18 protein-coding genes are annotated in these 17,536 nt (G+C 54.6%); 9 read left to right on the forward strand and 9 right to left on the reverse strand.

What is annotated here, in order from left to right:
* Window positions 1-4: 4 nt before the first annotated feature.
* The 3 genes from cysT to oscA form a co-directional block, all read right to left on the reverse strand.
* A complete protein-coding gene (gene cysT / locus AACY26_RS18965; RefSeq protein ID WP_339516316.1) occupies window positions 5-823 on the reverse strand; it encodes a sulfate ABC transporter permease subunit CysT in 819 nt (272 codons plus the stop codon).
* An 89-nt stretch (window positions 824-912) separates the two neighbouring features.
* On the reverse strand, window positions 913-1,911 hold the full coding sequence (locus tag AACY26_RS18970) for a sulfate ABC transporter substrate-binding protein (protein WP_339516318.1): 999 nt from the start codon (window positions 1,909-1,911) through the stop codon (window positions 913-915).
* Window positions 1,912-2,135: 224 nt separating this feature from the next.
* Complete coding sequence (gene oscA, locus AACY26_RS18975) at window positions 2,136-2,309, reverse strand: sulfur starvation response protein OscA (protein ID WP_339516320.1); 174 nt, start codon at window positions 2,307-2,309, stop codon at window positions 2,136-2,138.
* Between the two features lie 241 nt (window positions 2,310-2,550).
* Here oscA and AACY26_RS18980 point away from each other — a divergent pair, with 241 nt between their 5' ends.
* The 5 genes from AACY26_RS18980 (at window position 2,551) to AACY26_RS19000 (ending at window position 7,351) form a co-directional block, all read left to right on the forward strand.
* On the forward strand, window positions 2,551-3,132 hold the full coding sequence (locus tag AACY26_RS18980; RefSeq protein ID WP_339516322.1) for an RBBP9/YdeN family alpha/beta hydrolase: 582 nt from the start codon (window positions 2,551-2,553) through the stop codon (window positions 3,130-3,132).
* 175 nt (window positions 3,133-3,307) lie between these two features.
* Window positions 3,308-4,600 (forward strand): homogentisate 1,2-dioxygenase, encoded by a 1,293-nt coding sequence (gene hmgA, locus AACY26_RS18985; protein ID WP_339516325.1) that lies wholly within the window; start codon window positions 3,308-3,310, stop codon window positions 4,598-4,600.
* Window positions 4,601-5,007: 407 nt separating this feature from the next.
* Complete coding sequence (locus AACY26_RS18990) at window positions 5,008-5,802, forward strand: outer membrane protein OmpK (RefSeq protein ID WP_339516327.1); 795 nt, start codon at window positions 5,008-5,010, stop codon at window positions 5,800-5,802.
* A 122-nt stretch (window positions 5,803-5,924) separates the two neighbouring features.
* Window positions 5,925-6,770: a DMT family transporter gene (locus AACY26_RS18995; protein WP_339516329.1), complete on the forward strand. Its 846-nt coding sequence runs from the start codon at window positions 5,925-5,927 to the stop codon at window positions 6,768-6,770.
* Window positions 6,771-6,850: 80 nt separating this feature from the next.
* Window positions 6,851-7,351, forward strand: coding sequence for an LEA type 2 family protein (locus AACY26_RS19000; protein WP_339516331.1), 501 nt, complete (start codon window positions 6,851-6,853; stop codon window positions 7,349-7,351).
* A 1-nt stretch (window position 7,352) separates the two neighbouring features.
* On the opposite strand, the gene AACY26_RS19005 is transcribed toward AACY26_RS19000, so the two are convergent.
* A complete protein-coding gene (locus AACY26_RS19005; RefSeq protein ID WP_339516333.1) occupies window positions 7,353-8,438 on the reverse strand; it encodes a GGDEF domain-containing protein in 1,086 nt (361 codons plus the stop codon).
* A gap of 987 nt (window positions 8,439-9,425) precedes the next feature.
* Here AACY26_RS19005 and AACY26_RS19010 point away from each other — a divergent pair.
* Together AACY26_RS19010 and AACY26_RS19015 are read left to right on the forward strand one after the other, a co-directional pair.
* Complete coding sequence (locus tag AACY26_RS19010; RefSeq protein WP_339516335.1) at window positions 9,426-9,767, forward strand: zinc ribbon domain-containing protein YjdM; 342 nt, start codon at window positions 9,426-9,428, stop codon at window positions 9,765-9,767.
* A 171-nt stretch (window positions 9,768-9,938) separates the two neighbouring features.
* Window positions 9,939-10,667: a substrate-binding periplasmic protein gene (locus tag AACY26_RS19015; protein ID WP_339516336.1), complete on the forward strand. Its 729-nt coding sequence runs from the start codon at window positions 9,939-9,941 to the stop codon at window positions 10,665-10,667.
* Between the two features lie 3 nt (window positions 10,668-10,670).
* Here AACY26_RS19015 and AACY26_RS19020 read toward each other — a convergent pair whose 3' ends face one another.
* The 5 genes from AACY26_RS19020 to AACY26_RS19040 all read right to left on the reverse strand — a co-directional run bounded on the left by AACY26_RS19020 (window position 10,671) and on the right by AACY26_RS19040 (window position 15,300).
* The gene (locus AACY26_RS19020; RefSeq protein WP_339516337.1) at window positions 10,671-11,207 is read right to left on the reverse strand and encodes an AAA family ATPase; all 537 of its coding nucleotides are present in this window, start codon (window positions 11,205-11,207) and stop codon (window positions 10,671-10,673) included.
* Complete coding sequence (gene pnuC / locus AACY26_RS19025) at window positions 11,204-11,770, reverse strand: nicotinamide riboside transporter PnuC (RefSeq protein WP_339516338.1); 567 nt, start codon at window positions 11,768-11,770, stop codon at window positions 11,204-11,206. The genes AACY26_RS19020 and pnuC overlap by 4 nt, the downstream gene beginning before the upstream one ends.
* 294 nt (window positions 11,771-12,064) lie before the next feature.
* A complete protein-coding gene (locus AACY26_RS19030) occupies window positions 12,065-13,561 on the reverse strand; it encodes a CoA-acylating methylmalonate-semialdehyde dehydrogenase (RefSeq protein WP_339516340.1) in 1,497 nt (498 codons plus the stop codon).
* 96 nt (window positions 13,562-13,657) lie between these two features.
* A complete protein-coding gene (locus tag AACY26_RS19035; protein ID WP_339516342.1) occupies window positions 13,658-13,954 on the reverse strand; it encodes a cupin domain-containing protein in 297 nt (98 codons plus the stop codon).
* Complete coding sequence (locus AACY26_RS19040; protein ID WP_339516344.1) at window positions 13,954-15,300, reverse strand: aspartate aminotransferase family protein; 1,347 nt, start codon at window positions 15,298-15,300, stop codon at window positions 13,954-13,956. Before AACY26_RS19040 ends, AACY26_RS19035 begins: the two co-directional genes overlap by 1 nt.
* 121 nt (window positions 15,301-15,421) lie before the next feature.
* Between AACY26_RS19040 and AACY26_RS19045 the strand changes: the two genes are divergently transcribed.
* Together AACY26_RS19045 and AACY26_RS19050 are read left to right on the forward strand one after the other, a co-directional pair.
* Window positions 15,422-16,342: a LysR family transcriptional regulator gene (locus AACY26_RS19045; RefSeq protein ID WP_339516346.1), complete on the forward strand. Its 921-nt coding sequence runs from the start codon at window positions 15,422-15,424 to the stop codon at window positions 16,340-16,342.
* 255 nt (window positions 16,343-16,597) lie between these two features.
* The gene (locus AACY26_RS19050) at window positions 16,598-17,521 is read left to right on the forward strand and encodes an aldo/keto reductase (protein WP_339516348.1); all 924 of its coding nucleotides are present in this window, start codon (window positions 16,598-16,600) and stop codon (window positions 17,519-17,521) included.
* The last annotated feature ends 15 nt before the right edge of the window (window positions 17,522-17,536 follow it).

The raw sequence follows: 17,536 nt of genomic DNA on the forward strand, positions 1-17,536 counted from the left end.
GCCCTCAAGTTTTAATAATTCTGCGCTGCAGCAGATTAATCAGCAGCAGCAAAGCAAATGAAACCACCAGCATCAGCACGCCAATCGCGGTAGCGCCGTGATAGTCATATTGATCGAGCTTGACCATGATCAGCAGCGGCAGGATTTCAGTTTTCATCGGCATGTTGCCGGCAATGAAAATGACCGAACCGTACTCGCCCACGCCTCGCGCAAAGGCGAGTGAGAACCCGGTCAACCAGGCTGGCAACATGGCTGGCAAGAGCACATGACGCACAATCTGCAGCGGCTTGGCGCCCAGGCATGCGGCAGCTTCTTCTATCTCACGGGGAATATCAGCCAGCACCGGCTGCAGGGTGCGAACCACAAACGGCAAGGTGACGAATGTAAGCGCCAGGGTGATCCCCAGCGGGGTATAGGCGATTTTCAAACCGATGTCGCTGGCCAGCTTGCCAATCAACCCATTGGGCGCATACAAGGCGGTCAACGCGATACCTGCAACAGCGGTGGGCAAGGCAAATGGTAAGTCGATCATGGCTTCGATGACCTTTCGCCCGGCAAACTCATAGCGCACCAACACCCAGGCCAACAAGGCGCCAATAAGTGCATTGATCAAGGCGGCGGCAAAGGCCGTGCTAAAGCTCAACTTAAGTGCGGCACGTACACGCGGTGCAGAGATGATTGCCCAGAAATCAGCCCACGAAAGCTGCGCCGCATGGACGAACATCGCCGCCAATGGGATCAGCACCAGCAAGCTCAGGTACAGCAGGGTAAAGCCCAGCGTTATGCCGAAGCCGGGTATAACGGGGGACGTTCGACGTAGCATGATCAATCCTTAACAAACAACCGCGCAGGCGCAGTACAACTTTAAGTAAGCTGCACTGCACAGCTGCAATTGTGGGCCTGGCCCGCTGACTACTGGACCTGATAGATCTGGTCGAACACACCGCCATCGTTAAAGAACTTCGGCTGCGCGATTTTCCAACCACCAAAGTCCTTGTCGACGGTGACCAGTTTCAACGCCGGGAATTGCTTGCTGAATTCGGCGGCAATTTGTGGATTGCGCGGGCGATAAAAATGCTTGGCGGCAAGACGCTGCCCTTCATCGCTGTACAGGTATTCAAGATAAGCCTGGGCCACTTCCCGCGTGCCTTTGCGCTCGACGTTCTTATCGACCACGGCAACAGGAGGCTCGGCAAGAATAGACAGTGAAGGTGCGACAATTTCAAACTGATCGCCACCCTCTTCCTTCAGCGCCAGAAACGCTTCGTTCTCCCAAGCCAGCAATACATCGCCAATTTGGTTATTCACAAAGGTGATGGTGGAGCCACGCGCGCCGGTGTCCAGTACCGGCACGTTGCTATAGAGCTTCTTTACAAAATCCTGGGCCTGTTCGTCACTGCCAAAATGCTGTTTTGCATAAGCCCAGGCCGCGAGGAAATTCCAGCGTGCACCGCCTGATGTTTTCGGATTCGGCGTAATGACCGACACGCCCGGCTTGATCAGGTCATCCCAATCTTTGATGGCCTTGGGGTTACCTTTGCGCACCAGGAAGACAATGGTCGAGGTGTAGGGTGTGCTTGATTGCGGCAAGCGTTGCTGCCAGTTTTCAGGGATCAACTTGCCGATGCGGTGTAGTTCGTCGATATCGCCGGCAAGCGCCAGGGTGACAACGTCAGCCGGTAGACCATCGATCACCGCACGGGCCTGCTTACCTGAGCCTCCATGGGATTGCTGAACCTTGATCGACGGATGCCCCTGCGCCTGCCAATGTTTATTAAATGCAGCATTGAACTCGCTGTAGAACTCACGAGTTGGATCGTACGAAACATTCAACAGGGTTTGCGCTGCGGCGACGGGGCCCGCAATGAATGCGCTCGCCAGGGCGGCGAAGGTAAGACGACGAATGGACATGATGCTGCTCCTAAACACAGACTTCTGGTTTTATTCGGGGCATGGCCGCAAACAGCTGGGCTGATTAACGGCTGCAATACCGGTGCGTGTTGGGTTATCACGCCCTCCGGTGGTCCAGTCGGGCTAGGGTGAAAGCTGGGAATCCTCTGAAAACTACTGCGCTCGCTACCTGTTCAGAGCCCCTGAACTCAGGGAACGCCTAATCAACTGACGAGCTCCGCAACCTATTGGCTTGCGGTTACCAACCTGAATTTTTCTTTGCGCTCTATTTGCACCACTTGGCCGTTATGCACGGCAATCTCTACTGAACCAAACTTGAGGCCATTGAGCGCATTTTTGATTTCGCGCAACACCTGAGCGTCGTCCAGGTGGCTCGATTTTTTTTCTGTCACATTCATTGCCAGGCTCCTGTCCCACACCCTGATCTTTGCCTGCGGGTGGGTGTGGATCGATAGTAGGAGAGCCTTTTTATTCTTAAAAATACTATTTATTCACATATATATTCTTTTTAAGAATAAAAACCTGATCATCTTCTTGTCCAGCGCAAAACAAAGGAATAAGAAAATAATTTTTTATTCTTTTATTAACCGATCAAGATTACCTACCCTGCTTGCGTCAAACACTCAATGAGCCAAGCCCATGCCTGAACAATCGATTCGCTACTTAATAATTCCAGGCTGGCATGGCTCACCTGCAGAACATTGGCAAAGCCACTGGCAACGCGTGCTGCCGAACAGCAGCCGGGTCGAGCAGGACAACTGGCAACACCCACAAAAACCCAGCTGGGTTGAGCAATTGCAACGTGCAATAGCAAATGACACACGGCCAGTCGTGCTTATCGCCCATAGCTTGGGCTGTGTAACTGTGGCTCATTGGGCCGCGCAAGCACCTAAAGAGCTGATCAACCGAGTACTGGGTGCGCTGCTGGTTGCTCCAGCCGATGTAGAGCGACTCAACTGCCCCGGCCCACTGCGCAACTTTGCGCCCATGCCAAGTGCCCGGTTGCCCTTTCCCAGCCAGCTAATTGGCTCGGATAACGACCCCGCTGCCAGTGCCAATCGGGCGCTGCAGTTAGCGCAAGATTGGGGCAGCGAAGTCTCAATTCTGCGCGGTGTTGGTCATATCAATGTGTCATCGGGCCATAGCCGCTGGGAGCAAGGCTTTAGTCATCTTTACCGTCTACAGCGGCAACTGGAAGACGACAGTCGGAAGATGGCCTGATTCGCGCTCTAGCACTTTAGCCAACGCGGCGACACACCCGCTCCGCCTTTTCTCAACTCACACCGAGCTTTGCGCTTAGCCAGAGCAGCGCTCGTGCGTCTGATTTCGCCGTGGTTTGACGACCAACACAACTCAAGTTACGCTTAACGTAATTCAATTACACAAAAATAAAACCATGAAAACCGACGACCTCGCCTACTTATCGGGCTTTGCCAACCACCTCAGCAGTGAAGCGCTGCCGGGCGCCTTGCCGGTCGGGCAAAACTCGCCGCAAAAAGTCCCTTACGGTTTGTATACCGAACTGCTTTCGGGCACGGCATTTACTGTGCCTCGCGCAGACTCACGACGCACTTGGATGTACCGCATCAAGCCCTCGGCCAATCACCCGGCCTTTGAGCGTATGGATAAGCAAATTTGCGGCGGCCAGTTAGGCCCTGTCACGCCAAATCGCCTGCGTTGGAACCCGCTGCAAATACCTGAAGCGGCAACTGATTTCATTGACGGCTTGGTCACCCTCGCCGCCACCAACGCTGCCGACCAAGCAAGCGGCGTCAGCGTGCACATCTACCGGGCTAATTGCTCGATGACGTGCGTAATGTTCAACGCCGATGGCGAGCTGTTGATTGTGCCGCAGCAAGGTCGCCTGCGAATTGCCACGGAGCTTGGCCTGCTTGTTGTCGAGCCACTTGAAATCGCGGTTATCCCGCGGGGCTTGAAGTTTCGCGTCGAACTGCTCGACGCCAGTGCGCGCGGTTATATCTGCGAGAACCACGGCAGTGCTTTCCATTTGCCTGAGTTGGGGCCAATAGGCAGCAATGGCTTGGCCAATCCGCGCGACTTCCTCGCTCCGGTCGCCCATTTCGAGGATGTTGATCAACCGGTACAGCTGGTGCAGAAGTTTCTTGGTGAGCTATGGGCAACGCAGCTCGACCACTCGCCGCTGGATGTGGTTGCCTGGCATGGCAATAACCTGCCCTATAAATATGATCTGCGCCGCTTCAATACCATTGGCACTGTCAGCTTTGATCATCCAGACCCGTCCATCTTTACGGTGCTGACCTCGCCGAGCAACACGCCAGGCCAGGCAAATGCAGACTTTGTGATCTTCCCGCCGCGCTGGATGGTGGCCGAAAACACCTTCCGCCCGCCCTGGTTCCATCGCAACCTGATGAATGAGTTTATGGGCTTGATCAAGGGTGCGTACGACGCCAAAGCCGATGGTTTCTCGCCCGGCGGTGCTTCACTGCACAATTGCATGAGCGCCCATGGCCCGGACAACACCAGCACAACCCAGGCGATTGCTGCGGATTTGCAACCGCATAAAATCGATAACACCATGGCCTTAATGTTCGAGACCTGCACTGTGCTGCGCCCAAGCCAACACGCACTGCAATGCCCGGAACTCCAGGCTGATTACGATGCTTGCTGGTCTGGAATGAGCAAGACATTCAATCCTGACCAGGCTTAACTCCCCCCGCGTCCGGCTCAGGCGCAATTGATCCTGAGCCGGTGCACGCCTCGCCGACGCCCCGCTTGACCTTTGCATACAGATCCTTAGTATGCCGCGCTTTTCACCTCGCCCAGACCCTTGATGCACCTCGTAACAGCAGGCCTTGATGCTGACTAAACAGCGCTTGCTCTGCGACGCCCCAAACTGATGCAAAACTGTCCTTTTGGTCAGAAAAATGGCCATTAATGGCGCCTGCGCACTTGATCATTCTGTAACCAAACACAGCAAAAAAACCCGAAAAACCCGACTTATAGCCGCATAAAGACAAAAAATCGCTAATTGGCTTTGTTTTTGCTCTAGAAGCGACAGCCTGACCGAATAGACAGGTTTAAAACTATAATTCTGCGCACCAGGAGCACCATCCGATGAACCGTTTTATCCCTACTCTGATGTTAGCCGGCGGGCTTCTGGCTGGTGGCCAGGCTGTTGCTGGCGATTATCTGCACTGGCAAAACAACAGCCTCACCTATCTGTACGGCGAGAACTTCAAGGTCGACCCGGAAGATCAGCAAACCTTGTCGTTTGAACATGCCAGCGGCTGGAGTGTCGGTGACCTGTTCTTCTTCATCGATGGCATCACCTACAATAGCGCTGAACGCAATGGCGCCGGTGACTCCAGCACTTTCTACGGCGAGTTTGCACCGCGCCTGTCGTTCGGCAAGCTGTTCAATAGCAAGCTGGAGTTCGGCCCAGTCAAAGACGTGCTACTAGCGATGACCTATGAGTTTGGCGAAGACGACACCGAGTCTTACCTGATAGGCCCTGGCTTTGACTTGGCGATTCCCGGGTTCGATTATTTCCAGATCAACACCTATTTGCGCACCACCGACGGCAAGCGCGATGGCGATAACGTCTGGCAGATCACGCCAGTCTGGAGCTACACCATCCCTGTGGGTAACTCGGATATCCTGATTGACGGCTATATGGACTGGGTGGTCGACAATGACAACAGCTATCACGCCAACCTGCACTTCAACCCACAGGTCAAATACGACCTGGGTAAAGCCCTGAGCTGGGGTGAAAAACAGCTGTATGTGGGTATCGAATACGATTACTGGAAAGATAAATACGGTATCGACAACGATAGCTACCTGGGCGACACCATCCTTGATGGTACAAACCAGAGCGCGACCAATTTCATCGTAAAAGTGCATTTCTAGGATGCCACGCGCGCAGGCTTAGGCCATCTTCGCCTGCGCGTGATTCAGATTACGCCTTCAGTCCAATGCCCTCGCCGAGGCTTGTGTGATTAGATGAGTACATCTGCACACAAGGATGCACCATGTCTTCGCGCACTTTGCTGCTTACCGCCTTGGCAATGCTCGCCTTTGCCGGTAACTCGATTGTTTGCCGTCTCGCGCTGAAAGCGACTGAAATAGATGCTGCAAGCTTTACCAGCGTACGCCTGGTCGCTGGAGCAATCACCCTGCTGGTGATCCTGCGTTTAAAAACAACTGCGCAGCCGTTGTCGGGCTCTTGGTCAGGCGCCCTGGCGCTGACGACCTATGCCATCGCCTTTTCATTTGCCTACATCAACCTCGATGCCGGTAGCGGCGCGCTGCTGCTGTTTGGCGCAGTACAACTGAGCATGATTGCCTGGGGCTTTTATCGCGGTGAGCGTTTCAGTATCGCCACCACCCTCGGCCTGGTGCTAGCGCTCGTGGGACTGGTTGCATTGCTACTCCCCGGAGCCAATACGCCCGCGCTGAGTAGTGCCATGCTGATGCTGTTATCCGGGGTGGCCTGGGGCGCTTATTCATTGATGGGCCGCGGCGCGGCAGACCCGCTGGCAACCACCGCTGGGAATTTCTTACGGGCAGTGCCGATGGGGTTGGTTATCAGCGCTGTTTTTATCAGCCGCCTCCAGTGGGACGCTGCTGGCTTGGGCTACGCAGTGCTGTCTGGAGCGCTTACATCAGGGGTCGGCTACGCGATCTGGTACAGTGCATTGCGCGGATTGAAATCATTCCAGGCGGCCACCGTACAGCTAAGTGTGCCAATCCTGACCGCATTGGCTGGCAGCCTTTTGCTCGGCGAGGCGCTGACATTGCGCCTGCTATTAAGCTCAACCGCAGTGCTCGGCGGTATCGCGATTGTTCTGGCGGCTAAACAACACCGCACAGCCTAAATAAGTGTTTGTGGTCTGTCGCTATGACGTTGCATGCTGTGCGCCAGCCAAATTTTGCATAATTGAACGGAACCTCAGCCATGCTCAACTTCAGCACTTCACCTGTTAGCACGCTGCTTCGAGCAGCTCTGGCCAGTTTTTTCATTATCAGTTTGGCAGCCTGCAGCAGCCTGACGCCACGCGATCCGGTAAAGATCGACCTAGTGGGTATTGAGCCCCTGCCCGGCGAAGGCCTGGAAATGCGCTTCTCGGTAAAGCTGCGGGTACAAAACCCGAATGACAGCGCCATTGATTACAACGGCATTGCCCTGGACCTTGATGTAAATAATCAACCACTGGCCAGTGGCGTCAGCGACCAGAGCGGGCAGGTTCCGCGCTTTGGCGAAGCGGTGATCAGCGTGCCTGTCACTATCTCGGCATTTTCGGCGATGCGCCAAGCCATGGGCGCATCAGGCTATAAACCGGGTCAGGGCTTGCCATATGAACTAAGCGGCAAATTTGCAGGCGGCCTATTCGGTACATCGCGCTTCAGTGACTCGGGTACCTTGAATTGGCCAGCCCCCAACAGCGTGACACCTTGAGCTAGCTCGGTTGTGGATCGCTTATAACAACGCAGTTACGGCTCGCACGCTTGCCTTCATAAAGCGCTGTATCTGCACGCATGATCAACTCCGCCAGTTCCTCGTTCGGCATCAGCATCGCCACCCCCAGCGTCAATTGCATCTCTAGCTCAAGCTCGTGTGCATGCAAAGGGGTTGCGGCAACGTCCTCTCTTATACGCTCAGCGACCTGCATGGCACCTTGCAAGGTTGTATGGGGCAATAAAACCAAAAACTCCTCGCCGCCCCAGCGACAACAGCTGTCCGTATCACGGGCGATGGTGCTAATCAACTCACTGATGTGCTGCAAAGCTGCGTCGCCAACCGGGTGCCCGTGACGGTCATTGATCATTTTAAAATTATCAACGTCCGCCAAAATCACCGATAAGGGATATTGCTGACGTCGGCTTTGCAAAATTTCCTGCTCAGCCAGTTGCCCCATTCGTCGACGATTAACCAACTGTGTGAGCGGATCATAAGCCGCCAAAAATTGCAGCTTGGACTGAATCCGCGAAACAGTGACAAAGTGGGTAAAGGTCAGCATGGATAGGGTGATAAAGCAAATCAGTAAATTCAAAACCCGCAACTGTTTCAATGCCTCGACGCTCACCGAACTAGTAGCCACCCCTCGCAGTTCGAGTTCGACCATAAACATACCAATGGCCATCATCAAACATATAAACACCTTGAGTTTTAGCCCAATTCGCCCGGCAAATATCACCAGCGGAATCAGCGACATAATCAGATAATGGAATCCAGCGCTGGAACCAAAATGTTTTGAAAACAACAGGATATACACAAGCACAGTTGCAAACAGCATCAATACACTGGGTAGAAATACTGCAAAAGAACGGTGCTGCGCGCACAATGGATAGAACGGCAACTGAACAAACAATGCGATGAGACTGAACGGCCACCAATCACTGTGGTTCAACCAAAGTAAAATCGCATGCAGTGGGTTTACAACCATGATGATAAGAATGCCGCGCTGCACAAAAGAGCGGAAGCTCATTCTTATAAAGTCAGTATCGAGTGGGTCTCGCTCCACCCCAGACAGGAAAGATGGCATTCGCGTTTTCTCCATCATTCCGGCGATCTCTGACATGGCCAGCAAGGAAGCATGGCTAATGCACACAAAGCATATGAATCTATGGGGGCGTTGTCGAGTTGGGTCCTAACAAAAGGGTTAAGCACTACAAAACCGCCAATGTAATGAGCACAGAAGCCAAGTCCGAATACCTGAAGTTTTCCTCGACTATAGAGTTGCCTGACACAAATAATTACAGTGGCCATTGCCATCACAATCCTTGTTACATATAAACGCTGTTCGCAGCCACAAAATCAATACATGCCACCCGCTGCGCATCCACGCAACAACTCATTCAATCAGCTGTCTTTGGGAATGGGTGACCAGTACCTAGTTCCATACAAAAGTTTCGTACAAAAGCCAAGCCCAACAAAAGAGCGGACTGTTAAATCCTGGGCACAACATTTCGCCCAGAGAAGACCGCAATTCGGCGATTTGATTCAGTTTTCAACACTACGTTTAGTCATATGCATCTTTAGGTCCTTGTTTCTATGGAAACAAGGATATACCCCAAAGCGGAGAATCATGTTTTTGGTGGTGTAGGAAATAGAAGATTACCGAGTGTATTTTTTCGCCACACACATTAATTGCGAACGGGTTCACAACCAAACAAGTTTCAGCCCTGGCCAAACTAGTGGCGTAGTGATTTCATCTTCGCTTTAAGGGAAGTAACTATCATCAATAGCAGGCCGTACCAGCCAGCCACGCCATTAGTTGCAGTTGACTATTACTAGCCACTACCACTTTTTGGGCACGGCTCGGGAACAACCTCGAATCCTCAACTGACTGCCCCTGACCTAATAGGCGCTGGCGCGCATGTTTCCAGGACAGGCTCAAACCATCTGGCCCGAAACACAACAGTCAGTATCGGATCATCGCTAAAGACTCAAGTCAGCGTTGTTGGCCGCAATGCCGTTAAAACCCTATACAATATACGGCCATTTACCAAACAGAACCCGAGGTCGCGCTGTGAGCTCCCTGCCGCCATGCCCCAAATGCAACTCTGAATACACCTATGAAGACGGTACCCTGCTGATCTGCCCTGAATGCGCGCATGAGTGGCCTGCCAACGCCGAAGACAACACGGCCGATGACACCAAACTAATCAAGGACTCCGTCGGCAACCCACTCCAGGACGGCGATACTATTACCGTGATCAAAGATCTCAAGGTCAAGGGTTCATCGCTGGTGGTCAAAGTCGGCACCAAGGTCAAAGGCATTCGCTTGTGCGACGGCGATCATGATATTGACTGTAAAATTGACGGTATCGGTGCAATGAAACTCAAATCCGAGTTCGTCAGAAAGGTTTGACTGACGCCAATCAGGGCGGGTTCAAACCCTTATACCTGCTCTGATTCAACCACAGGTTCCAGCCAGCCCCCAAAACTCAAGTGTAAGTTGCACATATGCTGCCAGCATTAGCTAGCATAGATATGTACTGCACCGTGGTTTTATTCGGCGCTCGACCAAGTGGGGCTTGCTATGCGATACCTTTTGCTCAGCCTGTTGCTGTACGTCTGCGAGCCAGTGTCCGCGACACCCTTGCTGGCAGTGGCCGATGATCAGTTCGCGCCCTACAGCTTCACGCAAGCCCATAGTGAGACACCGATGGGCCTGGACGTGGACTTGGTCAGTGCAGTTTTGAGCGAGGCGAAGCTGGATTTCAGAATACGTCTGTATCCATGGCAACGCGTCAAGCAAATGCTCGAACGCAATGAAGCCAACCTGGCATTTGCCTTTGCAGGCACGGCCCAGCGCATGGATCAATACCAGCTAGTGGGGCCGCTGCGCAGCGGCGCTACGGTGTTTATGACTACCCATAAGACCGCCATAACAGATTGGCAAAGCTTCGAGGACTTGACGCCCTATGTGATAGGTCAAGTTAGAGGGTATGCCTACGAAACAACCTTTGACCACGCCGAGCTTTCGCGAGATACCAGCGCACTCAATCCAAGGCAATTAGTGTCAATGCTATTGGCAGGTAGAATTGACATCATCATCGGCGACAAGACCCAGTTGATGTATTTCGTGCAGGAGCAAAACTCGGCGTCCAAGGTACGGATTTTACCGCGCGTATTGGTCGAAATGCCGCGCTACGCTGCTTTCAATAAAAATGACCAACAACACGCCAAGGCCTTTGCAAGCGCTCTGCAGCGGCTCAAAGATAACGGCAAGCTGGACGCTATCCTCAAACGCTGGCAATACGACTGAAACCTATGCCGATGAGCCTTCAGCCAACCATTGCTGAACATGACTCAAAGCTTGGCGTTGACGCTCTGCCCAATCACCTTGCAGAGTGATAAAAGGCTGCTGATGGCGGATCAGCCAGTCGCGGCAGTCCTCAAAAAAGCGTATTCGCTCAGCCAATTGCGGCTGGCAGCGCTGGCCATCTTCAACCCAGGGAACCCCTTGCGGGTCGAGCAGTAAATTCAGATCATAGCGGCGCGCAAGCAGCGCATTTTCTATCCACGCCGGGCAATCGCCAAAGAGCTCACGGCTCCAGAGCAAATTGCTCAGCAAATGAGTGTCGAGAATCAAGAGTTCAGGCCGCTCGGCGCGGGCTTTATCTTCCCATTCAAGCTGGCCACGAGCGATGGTTGGGATGTCCGCGTAACAGGTATCACGCTGCTGTTGATCAATAAAATAACGCACATACTCGCCAACCACGACGCCGCCAAATTGCGCTTGCACAGTAGCGGCCAACCAACTTTTACCGGTCGACTCGGGCCCGGTCAGAACCAAGACCTTCATGCGTATGCAAGCTCGGGCGTACGCCGCCAGCTGCGCCAGCCTTGCACTGCCAGCAAAGTGAACAACGCATACAGGCCAGCCGTGAGGTACAGCTCTTTGCTGACGAACAGACCGACGAAGATAACGTCAACAATGATCCAGAGCACCCAACACTCGAGACGTTTCTGCGCCATCCAGACTTGCGCAACCAAGCTGAACGCGGTCAGTGCCGCATCCAGCCAAGGTGCGGTAGCATCGGTATGAGTCGCCATCACATACCCCAAGGCGCCACTGCCTAGCGCCCCCAATAGCAGGCTGGCGCTTAGCGTTTTTGCGCTCAAACGGCTGATCTGGCGACCACTATGATCAGCGCCGCCGTGCGTCCATTGCCACCAGCCATAGAGTTGCAGCGCGGCGTAAACAACCTGCAGAAGCATGTCGGAATACAGCTTTACTTCGAAGAAGATCCAGCTGTACATCAACACCATCACCAGCCCGACCGGCCAGCACCAGATATTCTGTTTAACCGTCAGCCACACGGCAATGACGCCTAGAGTGGCGGCTACAAGTTCAAGGGGTGACATACAAACCTCAAAGACAACGCAGTTGTTTGCCGCGCCGTGATTCTATAATTTGCCGATTGTATCCAACTCTGCCGATCACTGCGCGCGCATCCGTTGACGGCTGCTTTTGATAATTGGTGGGTAAAAAAGCGTTATCCACCCTACGCGCCACTCACCAGATAGGTAGGGTGTGACAACGCGAAGCTTGTCCACCAGCAGCCAAAGCCGCATATAAAAAGACCCGCCAAATATGACGGGTCTTTTTATTGACTAACGTTTCAGTGGCGACTCACACAGCCCTGAAACAAGCCGCTGTTAACCGTTGCTTGGGAAGGCAAAGGAAGCGGCTTCATGGCTGGCGCGTTGTGGCCAGCGCTGGGTGATGGCTTTGCGACGGGTGTAGAAACGTACGCCGTCTGGGCCATAGGCGTGCAGATCGCCAAATAGCGAACGCTTCCAGCCACCAAAGCTGTGGTAAGCCACCGGTACTGGCAGCGGCACATTGACCCCAACCATGCCGACTTCGATTTCGTCGCAGAACAAGCGTGCAGACTCACCGTCGCGGGTGAAGATGCAAGTTCCGTTACCGTATTCGTGATCGTTGATCAGCTGCATGGCTTCTTCGAGGCTGTTGACGCGAACCACACAGAGCACAGGGCCGAAGATTTCTTCCTTGTAGATGCTCATCTCAGGGGTTACACGGTCAAACAAGCAACCACCGAGGAAGAAGCCCTGCTCGTTGCCAGCAACGCTAAAGCCACGACCATCGACAACCAGCTCGGCGCCAGCGGCAACGCCCGCATCAACGTAGCCCTTGACCTTGTCACGGTGAGCGCCGGTAACCAGCGGCCCCATGTCCAGCCCGGTAGAAGTACCCGCGCCGATTTTCAGTGCCTTGATCTGTGGCACCAGCTTTTTGATCATCGCATCAGCAATCTGGTCACCTACGCAAACGGCAACGGAAATGGCCATGCAACGCTCGCCACAGGAGCCGTAGGCGGCGCCCATCAGAGCGCTGACTGCATTGTCCAGGTCTGCGTCTGGCATTAACACGGCGTGGTTTTTCGCCCCGCCCAACGCCTGGACGCGCTTGCCGCGCTTGGTGCCTTCGGAATAGATATATTCGGCAATCGGCGTCGAGCCTACAAAGCTCAAGGCTTTGACTTCCGGGGCTTCGATCAGCGCATCAACCGCTTCCTTGTCGCCATGAACAACGTTCAGCACGCCTTTTGGCAAACCCGCCTCTTGCAGCAACTGAGCGATATACAGCGTCGAGCTTGGATCGCGCTCGGAAGGCTTGAGGATAAAACAGTTACCGCAAACGATTGCCAGCGGATACATCCACAGTGGCACCATCGCCGGGAAGTTAAACGGGGTAATACCAGCCACCACGCCAACCGGTTGGAAGTCGCTCCAGGCATCGATATTCGGGCCGACGTTACGGTTGTATTCGCCCTTGAGAATTTCTGGCGCGCCGCACGCGTACTCCACGTTTTCGATACCGCGCTTCAACTCACCGGCAGCGTCTTCAAGGGTCTTGCCGTGCTCTTCGCTGATCATCTTCGAGATGGCGGCTTCATGCTGCTCAAGCAATTGCTTGAAGCGGAACATGATCTGCGCACGCTTGGCTGGCGGCGTATTGCGCCATGCCGGGAAAGCAGATTTGGCCGAGTCGATCGCTTGCTGGATGGTGGCGCGATCTGCCAGCGCAACCTGGTGGATAACCTCGCCTGTAGACGGGTTGAACACGTCTGCGGTGCGGCCAGTGCCAGCAACTTGCTCGCCATGGATTAAATGATTCACTGCGCTCATGGAATTCTCCGTTAGCAACTTGTTTATGAGGGCTGAACCCGGTCCAGCGCCCTAAGGTATGTGAAGTAAGGAACCGCGCTTGCCGTTCCCTGATAGCTATTGCGCTGCTTTGATCTCGGTCTCGACGAACACCACTTCGTGTTCGCTGGCGTTGACCACATTGTGCTCGACACCGGCTTTGCGAAAGTAGGCTTGGCCAGCAACCAGGCTTGCATGCTTGTCGCCTTCTGGCGTTTCCAGCAGCAGTGTGCCCGCAGTCATGGGCACCACCACGTAATCGTAGCCATGGTGATGAGCACCGGTTTCGCTGCCCGGCGCAAACCGCCATTCAGTCACGATAACATCGCTGTTATCGACCTGAACGGTCGCGACCGCCTGTGTGCGCTTGGTCATTAATCAACACCTTGCAGTGCTTGGCCAACAGCATCGAAGACACGGTCGAGGTCTTCACGCTTGGCATTGAAGGTTGGCCCAAACTGCAGGGTATCGCCACCGAAGCGCACATAGAAGCCTGCTTTCCACAAGGCCATGCCCGCCTCGAACGGACGAATCACCGCATCGCCATCGCGCGGCGCCAGCTGAATGGCTCCGGCCAGGCCGCAGTTGCGGATATCAATGACGTGCTTGGCGCCCTTGAGGCCGTGCAGGGCATTGGCAAAGTGCGGTTCGATTTCAGCCGACTGCTGCACCAGGTTTTCACGCTTGAGCAACTCTAGTGAAGCCAGGCCCGCAGCACAGGCCACCGGATGCGCCGAGTAGGTGTAGCCATGACTGAATTCAACCATGTGCTCCGGCGATGGCTGGTTCATAAAGGTTTGATAGATTTCGTTGGACGCAATCACTGCACCCAGCGGCACCGCACCATTGGTGATTTGCTTGGCGGTGTTCATGATGTCCGGCGTCACACCGAAGTACTCAGCGCCCGACCATTTGCCCATGCGCCCGAATGCGGTGATCACCTCATCGAAAATCAGCAGGATATTGTGCTGGGTGCAGATCTCACGCAGGCGCTGCAAGTAGCCCACTGGCGGCACCAGCACACCAGCTGAACCCGACATTGGCTCGACAATGACCGCAGCGATGTTCGACGCATCGTGCAGCTCGATCAACTTGAGCAGCTCATTGGCCAGCTCGACGCCGCCCGTCTCGGCCATGCCCTTGGTGAAGGCCATGCCCGGCTGCAGTGTGTGTGGCAGGTGATCAACGTCCATGAACTGGCCGTACATCTTGCGGTTACCGTTAATGCCACCAAGGCTGGTACCGGCGATGTTCACCCCGTGATAACCACGGGCGCGGCCAATGAATTTGGTCTTGGCGGGCTGGCCTTTCAGGCGCCAGTAGGCTTTGGCCATTTTTACCGAGGTATCAGCGCACTCGGACCCCGAGCTGGTGAAGAACACATGATCAAGGCCAGCCGGCAGCAGATCGGCAATTTGCTCGGCCAGCTGGAATGACAGCGGATGGCCGTACTGGAAGCCAGGCGAGTAATCGAGCGTACCCAGCTGCTTGGCAACGGCGTCCTGAATTTCCTTGCGCGAGTGGCCGGCACCACAGGTCCACAGACCCGAAAGGCTGTCGTAGATCTTGCGCCCCTTGTCATCCGTCAGCCAGCTGCCTTCGGCAGACACAATAAAACGTGGGTCGCGATGGAAGTTACGGTTGGCGGAAAACGGCATCCAGTGAGCATCCAGCTTGAGCTGGCTGGTCAATGGCGGAGTAGCAGACTGGGGCATGTTCATGGGACGGCCTCGCTAGAAGACAATGTTCGGACGTGAAGTACACTTGCCATTAAAGGTGCCACGGGCATAAAGTCGGTAAAACTTAACTCTTCATATCTTTAGTTCACCGGTTACTAAACTAATGAGCACTCGTCGTCCCGATCCTCTCGCCCAAGTCAGCGACTTTGATATTCGCCTGCTGAAACTGTTCCGTAGCGTCGTTGAATCCGGTGGTTTTTCCGCGGCTGAAAGCGTACTGGGCATAGGCCGCTCGGCCATCAGTCAGCAAATGAGCGACCTTGAGCAACGCCTGGGTCTGCGCCTCTGCCAGCGAGGACGCGCCGGCTTTGCCCTGACCGAAGAAGGCCGAGAAGTGTTCCAGTCGACCCAGCAACTACTGGCTGCGCTGGAAAGCTTCCGCACTGAAGTCAACGGCCTGCACCAGAACCTGCGTGGCGAGCTCAATATCGGCCTGACCGACAACCTGGTCACCGTGCAGCACATGCGCATAACCAATGCCCTTTCGCGGCTCAAGGAGCGCGGCCCGGACGTGAGGGTCAACATCCGCATGACACCCCCCAGTGAAGTCGAACAGGGTGTGCTCGACGGCCGCCTGCACATTGGCGTTGTGCCGCAATCCGGCGCATTGTCCGGGCTCGACTACCAGCCGCTGTACGATGAACGTTCGCTGCTTTATTGCGCCGTCGGCCATCCGTTGTTTTACGCAGACGACCAGTTGCTTGATGACAAACGCTTGAACACCCAGGACGCTATCGCCCCAACCTTTCGCTTACCCTCAGAAATACAGACGCACTACCAGGTGCTCAACTGCACCGCCAGTGCCTCCGACCGTGAAGGCATGGCGTTTCTGATTCTGACCGGACGCTACATTGGTTATCTGCCCGACCATTACGCCAGTGCCTGGGTACAACAAGGTCGCCTGCGCGCGTTGAAAGCCGACTCACGCTTCTATGATTTGAATTTAGCAGCGGTGACCCGCAAAGGCCGACGACCGCACTTGGTGCTTGAGAGTTTTCTCGAGGCGCTGGAAGCTGTCAGTTGATACTTGATCGACCGCGATGAGCTTGCAGCCAAGGCAAAACATTCCAGCGACCGAGCCCACAATCATCCGGTAAGCCCGGATAAATCTGATTTTGCCTGAGGCTGATTGCCCCGATCGTACTGGTTCAGCCGCTCATGGGATCGTTTATATCGACACAGCCAGTAACAACTCGTTTATTCCGCAGCTCGGTGACGGGTAGTCATCAGGCTATGATCCTACGATGCGCCTGCTGCGCACCGCTCAACAGGAGGATTTATGTCCAGCCGCCGCCACTTCATACAACGCAGCGCTACCTTGCTTGGTCTAGCAGCCGCTGCACCACTGCTGCCAGGCCTGGCCTTCGCCAGTGAACCCAGCCAATTGCTGCGGCGCAAGATACCGGTCAGCGATGAAATGCTCCCGGTTATTGGCCTGGGCACCTCGCGCACCTTTAACGTAACCCCGAATGAAACCGGGATTAACCCGCTCGATCTGGTCATGCGTAACTTTATCAACGGTGGCGCAACGCTTATCGATACCGCTCCAAGCTACGGCACAGCCGAGGCCGTCACCGGCTTGCTGCTCAAGCGCATTGACACTCAGCGCAAGGCATTTCTGGCGACCAAGTTATCGGCAACCGGCCGCGATAACGGCCTTGCGCAATTCAACTCCAGCCTGGAGAAATTACAGACCGACAAGATCGATCTGCTGCAGGTGCACAACCTGCAAGATACCGCTACGCAAATGAAGTTGATGCGCGAGCTTAAAGAGCAAGGCAAGATTCGCTACACGGGGATCACCCACTACCTGGAGTCCGCGCACGACGACCTGCTCGAGTCGCTGAAACAGCACAAGCCAGACTTTGTACAGCTCAATTACTCGATCGGCGAACGCAACGCCGAAAAGCATCTGCTGCCGTACTGTGCCGATAATGGCATTGCCGTGCTGGTCAACCGGCCTTTTATGCGCGGTCAATTACTCAGCAAGGTCAAAGGACAGTCTTTACCGGGCTGGGCGATCGATACAGACGCCACATCCTGGGCGCAGCTGTTGCTTAAATTCATCCTCGCACACCCAGCAGTTACCGCAGTGCTACCAGCCACATCAACGCCTCGCTACGTGACCGACAACATCAAGGCAGGCATGGGTCGACTGCCTGATGCAGCGCTACGCGAGCGGATCGTTCAGGCATTTAGCTGATGAACACTGCGCGTA

The organism is Pseudomonas sp. RL_15y_Pfl2_60 (assembly GCF_963970595.1).
GTDB lineage: Bacteria > Pseudomonadota > Gammaproteobacteria > Pseudomonadales > Pseudomonadaceae > Aquipseudomonas.

What these genes read in the sequence shown, in the direction of transcription:
- hmgA (WP_339516325.1), top strand. Translation starts at nt 3,308, where the DNA reads ATGAAAACCGACGACCTCGCCTACTTATCGGGCTTTGCCAACCACCTC.
- AACY26_RS18970 (WP_339516318.1), bottom strand. Translation starts at nt 1,911, where the DNA reads ATGTCCATTCGTCGTCTTACCTTCGCCGCCCTGGCGAGCGCATTCATT.
- AACY26_RS19040 (WP_339516344.1), bottom strand. Translation starts at nt 15,300, where the DNA reads ATGAACATGCCCCAGTCTGCTACTCCGCCATTGACCAGCCAGCTCAAG.
- cysT (WP_339516316.1), bottom strand. Translation starts at nt 823, where the DNA reads ATGCTACGTCGAACGTCCCCCGTTATACCCGGCTTCGGCATAACGCTG.
- AACY26_RS19020 (WP_339516337.1), bottom strand. Translation starts at nt 11,207, where the DNA reads ATGAAGGTCTTGGTTCTGACCGGGCCCGAGTCGACCGGTAAAAGTTGG.
- AACY26_RS18995 (WP_339516329.1), top strand. Translation starts at nt 5,925, where the DNA reads ATGTCTTCGCGCACTTTGCTGCTTACCGCCTTGGCAATGCTCGCCTTT.
- AACY26_RS19045 (WP_339516346.1), top strand. Translation starts at nt 15,422, where the DNA reads ATGAGCACTCGTCGTCCCGATCCTCTCGCCCAAGTCAGCGACTTTGAT.
- AACY26_RS19000 (WP_339516331.1), top strand. Translation starts at nt 6,851, where the DNA reads ATGCTCAACTTCAGCACTTCACCTGTTAGCACGCTGCTTCGAGCAGCT.
- AACY26_RS19030 (WP_339516340.1), bottom strand. Translation starts at nt 13,561, where the DNA reads ATGAGCGCAGTGAATCATTTAATCCATGGCGAGCAAGTTGCTGGCACT.
- AACY26_RS18990 (WP_339516327.1), top strand. Translation starts at nt 5,008, where the DNA reads ATGAACCGTTTTATCCCTACTCTGATGTTAGCCGGCGGGCTTCTGGCT.
- pnuC (WP_339516338.1), bottom strand. Translation starts at nt 11,770, where the DNA reads ATGTCACCCCTTGAACTTGTAGCCGCCACTCTAGGCGTCATTGCCGTG.
- AACY26_RS18980 (WP_339516322.1), top strand. Translation starts at nt 2,551, where the DNA reads ATGCCTGAACAATCGATTCGCTACTTAATAATTCCAGGCTGGCATGGC.
- AACY26_RS19050 (WP_339516348.1), top strand. Translation starts at nt 16,598, where the DNA reads ATGTCCAGCCGCCGCCACTTCATACAACGCAGCGCTACCTTGCTTGGT.
- AACY26_RS19015 (WP_339516336.1), top strand. Translation starts at nt 9,939, where the DNA reads ATGCGATACCTTTTGCTCAGCCTGTTGCTGTACGTCTGCGAGCCAGTG.
- AACY26_RS19035 (WP_339516342.1), bottom strand. Translation starts at nt 13,954, where the DNA reads ATGACCAAGCGCACACAGGCGGTCGCGACCGTTCAGGTCGATAACAGC.
- oscA (WP_339516320.1), bottom strand. Translation starts at nt 2,309, where the DNA reads ATGAATGTGACAGAAAAAAAATCGAGCCACCTGGACGACGCTCAGGTG.
- AACY26_RS19005 (WP_339516333.1), bottom strand. Translation starts at nt 8,438, where the DNA reads ATGCCATCTTTCCTGTCTGGGGTGGAGCGAGACCCACTCGATACTGAC.